Consider the following 5235-nt stretch of genomic DNA (forward strand, 5'->3'; position numbering starts at 1 on the left):
CTAGCAGCGTAGCGATCCTAGCAGTGACGAAGTCACGCCCTAGCAGCGTAGCGATCCTAGCAGTGACGAAGTCACGCCCTAGCAGCGTAGCGATCCTAGCAGTGACGAAGTCACGCCCTAGCAGCGTAGCGATCCTAGCAGGACGAAGTCAGCCCTAGTAGCGCAGCGACACTAGTTACTGATCCACACTGTTTGATAGGGTTGCAGTTGCATGGGTTGGGTGATGTCTTCAATCTGTTGGCCGGTTAATAGATCTATCCAGTAGTCGGCAATAGTAAGATTAAGTTCATTAATGGGTAGCGTGGTGACTTGATCAGATACGTTACTGACGCAGAAGATGCTCTGTTTACGGTTACGACTTTGACGCCAGAAACCAAATAATTGTAAGCCTAAGTGCAGGGTGAACTGGGTGGCATTGGGATGAAAAGCACTTTGCTGGGTGCGAATATTAATTAAATGAGTCAGCGCGGTTAACACTTGGCTATGGTCGCTATTGGTATCACTTAGCTGCTCAGTTAATTGATTGAGATCCCAACGATGACGGTTAATAGCACGATTATGTGACGTGTTTGCCAGCTTTTCATAGTCGTTGCGGGTTCCCAATAAACTATGAATATAAATACCTGGAATACCTTCTAGCGCTAACATAATGGTATGGGCACACACAAAACGTTGCATGCCCCAAGCGTCTTTGCCTTTAGTGGTACCTTGCAGCGCATCAAACAGGGCTATGTTCATTTCGTATGGTTTTTGCTGACCATCTTCTGTGGTTCGTGATGATATTTGGCCACCGAATTGTTGCATGGTGTCGACGAGTGTATCTATCTCATCGTCGTCGAGTAACCCCTCTGCTGGACGAAGGCCGATGCCATCGTGGGAGGCAATAAAATTAAAGTAGGTTGTGCCATCTTGTGCGGGCGGCATGCTCATAAGCCAACGCTTTAAGTACAAGCAACTACCGGTAATAAGGCTGTTGATTAACAATGGTGGCAGTGAAAAGTTATAAATGCTGTGTGCTTCGTTAGCATTACCAAAATAGGTCAAGTTTTGGGTGTTAGGGATATTGGTTTCGGTAATAATAATGGCGTCTTGTTGGGCATGCTCGATTAATGTACGCAACAAACGGACTATTTCATGGGTTTGCGGTAAGTTAATTGATTTACTGCCCACTATTTTCCATAAAAAAGCCACCGCATCTAGGCGAAAAATACTGATCCCAGCATCTAAATATTGCCGAATTATTCGTACAAACTCAATTAACACTTGTGGATTACGAAAATCAAAATCGACTTGGTCGTGGCTAAACGTACACCATACATGTTGAGTGCCGTTAGGTGTCTCAGTTGGCCTGAGTAGGGCTGAGGTTCTGGGCCGAACCACCGCGCTTAAATCATCCTCCGGATCGGCGGTAAAGAAATAGTCATGACCCACGCCCTCACCTTTACAAAAATGTTCAAACCATAAACTGCGGCTGGAACAATGATTGATGACTAGATCTGACATTAATCGTCGCTTGCTGGCAATGGCACTAATGTCTGCCCACGAGCCTAGACCTTCGTTAATGCTTGAGTAGTCGATAACGGAAAAACCATCGTCTGAGCTGTAGGGAAAAAACGGTAATATATGCACCGCATTGATGCAACTTAAATAGCTGTCGATAAATTGCGCCAGGGTTGTGAGTGGACGCTCACCTTGTTGGAGCACACTGTCAGCATAAGTGATCATAATGATGTCTTTTTCAGACCAATGATTAACAAAAGGTGCTGGTACTTGGCAATACTCAGTTATGCGCATGATGTCGATGAGTTGAACCGCCAACTCTGAGGTGCTCATGTCGAGGTCGATATCATTGTAAATGCAGCTAAGTTGTTGCTGCAGCTTTTGCTGTAATACTTCCATTACTGACATAAGGTGTCCTTGTTGTTCGAGGTTCGAGGTTCCAGCCTCGACTTATGGTGATAAAGCGTCATTAAACAGCTGCTTATTCAGCAATCCTCCCCGCCATCTTCGTTAGGTTTGATTGCATTGACTTACAATAGGCCAGATCTAGATGCAGCTATTTACACTGCTATTAACCCAACGATTAACCCGGCTATTAACTCGATGATTATTATCCCGGCTATTATCCCAACGGTTAACCCAACGGTTAACTCGACGATTACCCCCAACGATTATCCCAGCTATTATTATCCCAACGATTAAGTCGTGATCCGGTTAACTAAACTCGGCGTGATCGGCTTCAACGGCGGCTTTTAGTTGCTCAAGTACATCTGGCATGGCACTGACTACTCGACTCCATGTTGGCATAAAGGGGGTTTCCATTGGGTTATCTAAAAAGCGCTGCCCTGCCGTTACAATATTTTGGGCAAACATTTCAACGGCTTTTTCTTCTAAATGAATATCCGTGGTTAAGCCGTTCATTATCGCATCGTTATGATAGGTTTCGACATAATCTAGGGCGATACGGTAATAAGTCGCCTTAAGGGTTCGGAACGATTCGGTGCTAAAAGTATTGCCTTGAGTGGCAAGTTTACGAAAGAAGGCTTTGGTGATATCAATCGACATTTTAGACAGACCCTCTTCTTCGTTATCTAATGATAGGTCTTGATGTTTATGATCGTAATTGTCGGCGATATCGACCTGACAAATACGATTATGGGCATAATTGCGCTGCATTTCTGATAACACACCAATTTCTAATCCCCAGTCACTTGGGATCCGTAGGTCGTTGAGTACATCGCGTCTAAATGAAAACTCGCCCGCTAATGGATAACGAAAACTGTCCATATAGTCTAAATATTCGTTATAACCGACCACTTTTTTAAGCGCTTTAATCAACGGAGTGACTAACAGCCGTGACACTCGGCCATTAATTTGCCCATTGGAAATACGCGCATAATAGCCTTTACTAAACTCGTAATTAAACTTCGGGTTGGCCACAGGATAAAGTAAACGTGCCAGCAATGACTTTTCATAGGTGACAATATCGCAGTCGTGCAAGGCAACCGATTCAGTTTTTCCAGAGGCCAGAATATAGCCCATGCAATACCAAACATTACGGCCTTTACCCAATTCTTTAGGCGCTAAACCTAAGGTTTGCAGTTTTGCATCCAGCGCTTGTAAACGTGGGCCGTCATTCCACAAAATGCGGTGATGTTGGGGTAAATCGCCAAAAAAGCGCAGTGCATGTTTATATTGCTTGAGATCGGCTCGGTCTAATCCAATCACAATTTCGTTTAAGTAGGGTACCTCTTTCAATTTACTAACAATATCTTTAAGCGCGTCACCTTCTAACTCAGAATAAAGAGAGGGCAGTATTAATCCTAATGGCCGTGTTTTTGAAAACTTAATTAACTCTGTTTCAAGCTCTTCATGGGTACGTCGGGTTAAATTGTGCATTGTGGTGACAATGCCATTTTGATAAAAATCGGCCATATTACGCCCCTCCAAATGTTAGTTGGTTTTTCTGTGATTCATCCGATGACGACAATAGCGTTTGGGTTATACATTCAGCCCACCCTTTAGGACCGTATAGACTGCTTTTAATACTTTGTTTTTTTGTCGTTAAGGTAGGAAAGTCATGAACAGGTGACTTAATTTGTATGGCAATATCGGCAGCTTCGAGCATGGCCGTGTCATTACCACTGTCACCCAGTGCAATGGTAATAACAGGTGCGTGATATTGCTTGGCATACACATCGGCTAACCATTTCATGGCCTTGCCTTTATCGGTATCACCGCCAACATGTAGAAATCGTCCGCCCTGGAGCATTTGAGCACCAACACCTGTCATCAACGCTATAAAGGCTTGTTTACTGGCTTCATCACCCTGCCAAAGTAGTGGTTCGCCGTAGTGCCTGATTAATGCCAGCTTGGCATTGTCTGGTGACAGATCGGTGACTTCACATAACGCTTCAACCGACAACGTTGAAAAACCAATAAAGTCATCGTCAAAGGCTTGTGCATGCTCTGTTAACAATTCGAGCCAATATGTTCGCGGCTGACAAAACTCTTTTACCCAATAATATCCTTGGGTAAACGTATCTTGTGGCTGTTGGTCAAAGTAACCAATAGGGATATAAATTACCGCACCATTTTCTGAAATAAACGGTGAATTAAAACCAATGGTTTGTTGGAGCTTTTCCATTTCGGCAAAGGTTTTACTGGTATTGGCAATAATAGGAATATGCCGTTCATTTAATGCTTCAATCACGTCTATTGCATGACTAAAGCTATAGTCATAATGGTCAAGTAAAGTGCCATCTATGTCAGTAAAGATAAGTGGTCGTGTTGTCATATCATCTCCCTTTTAACCAATGAACGCTTCGCTAAAGCCTAGGACGCTATAAAATCAACAGCCTAGAGCGCTGCGCTGCTAGGACGCTACGCGGCTAGATTCTATACAATCAACAGCCTAGTCGCGTAGCGGCCTAGGATCTCGATGCCTAGAGCGCTGCGCTGCTAGGACGCTTCGCGGCTAGACTCTATAAAAACTAAAGCATAGTAGCGAAGCGGCCTAGAATCTAGTCACTCAATCTTAGCTACAGCCGAGAACGCTACGCTGCTAGGACGCTTCGCGGCTAGAGGCTATAAAATCAACAGCCTAGTCGCGCAGCGACTCAATCTTAGCAGCGAAGCTGTCCCTAGAAGCGCAGCGCTCTATCCGCGTAGCGACCTAGCAGGACGAAGTCCGCCCTAGTAACTAAGCGACCTCACACTTATTCGATTTAGTTATTGATTGATTCAGGATATATGCCAAATATAAGGACTTTGCACCTTAATGGCACAAATAGACTTTAGCCTTTGATATATATAACGTATTTAAAACACGTCAAGTGATGGTATGGAAAGTAGTGCGGAGAATAAGCCTGATAATTGTGCAACAAAGACAAACGATTGCACCATGTTGGTGCGAATTAAGCGGTAGCGAGCAAAAAGCCTAGAGCGGTAGCGAGCGAAAAAAGCCTAGAACGCTGCGCTGCTAGGACGCTACGCGGCTAGATTCTATAAAATCAACAGCCTAGCCGCGTAGCGGCTCAATCTTAGCAGCGAAGCTGTCCCTAGCAGGACGAAGTCCGCTCTAGAAGCGCAGCGCACTATCCGCCTAGCGGCCTAGGATCTTAGCAGCGAAGCTGTCCCTAGCAGGACGAAGTCCGCTCTAGAAGCGCAGCGCACTATCCGCGTAGCGGCCTAGGATTTTAGCAGCGAAGCTGTCCCTAGCAGGACGAAGTCCGC

At 45.0% G+C, this 5235-nt stretch carries 3 protein-coding genes; all 3 read right to left on the bottom strand.

The genetic code is table 11. From position 1 onward, the window contains the following. Positions 1-171: 171 nt before the first annotated feature. The 3 genes from AAEY93_RS19995 to AAEY93_RS20005 all read right to left on the bottom strand — a co-directional run bounded on the left by AAEY93_RS19995 (position 172) and on the right by AAEY93_RS20005 (position 4297). Positions 172-1908 carry a sugar phosphorylase gene (locus tag AAEY93_RS19995; protein ID WP_124012182.1) on the bottom strand — a complete coding sequence of 579 codons (1737 nt, stop codon included), beginning with the start codon at positions 1906-1908 and terminating at the stop codon, positions 172-174. 306 nt (positions 1909-2214) lie between these two features. Next, complete coding sequence (locus AAEY93_RS20000; protein ID WP_124012184.1) at positions 2215-3435, bottom strand: glycosyltransferase family protein; 1221 nt, start codon at positions 3433-3435, stop codon at positions 2215-2217. A gap of 1 nt (position 3436) precedes the next feature. After that, on the bottom strand, positions 3437-4297 hold the full coding sequence (locus AAEY93_RS20005; RefSeq protein WP_351079373.1) for an HAD-IIB family hydrolase: 861 nt from the start codon (positions 4295-4297) through the stop codon (positions 3437-3439). Positions 4298-5235 lie beyond the last annotated feature (938 nt).

The organism is Shewanella sp. CAL98-MNA-CIBAN-0140, from assembly GCF_040309905.1.
GTDB lineage: Bacteria > Pseudomonadota > Gammaproteobacteria > Enterobacterales > Shewanellaceae > Shewanella > Shewanella psychromarinicola.

Coding starts and splice junctions, on each gene's coding strand:
- AAEY93_RS20000 (WP_124012184.1), bottom strand. CDS start 3,435: ATGGCCGATTTTTATCAAAATGGCATTGTCACCACAATGCACAATTTA.
- AAEY93_RS19995 (WP_124012182.1), bottom strand. CDS start 1,908: ATGTCAGTAATGGAAGTATTACAGCAAAAGCTGCAGCAACAACTTAGC.
- AAEY93_RS20005 (WP_351079373.1), bottom strand. CDS start 4,297: ATGACAACACGACCACTTATCTTTACTGACATAGATGGCACTTTACTT.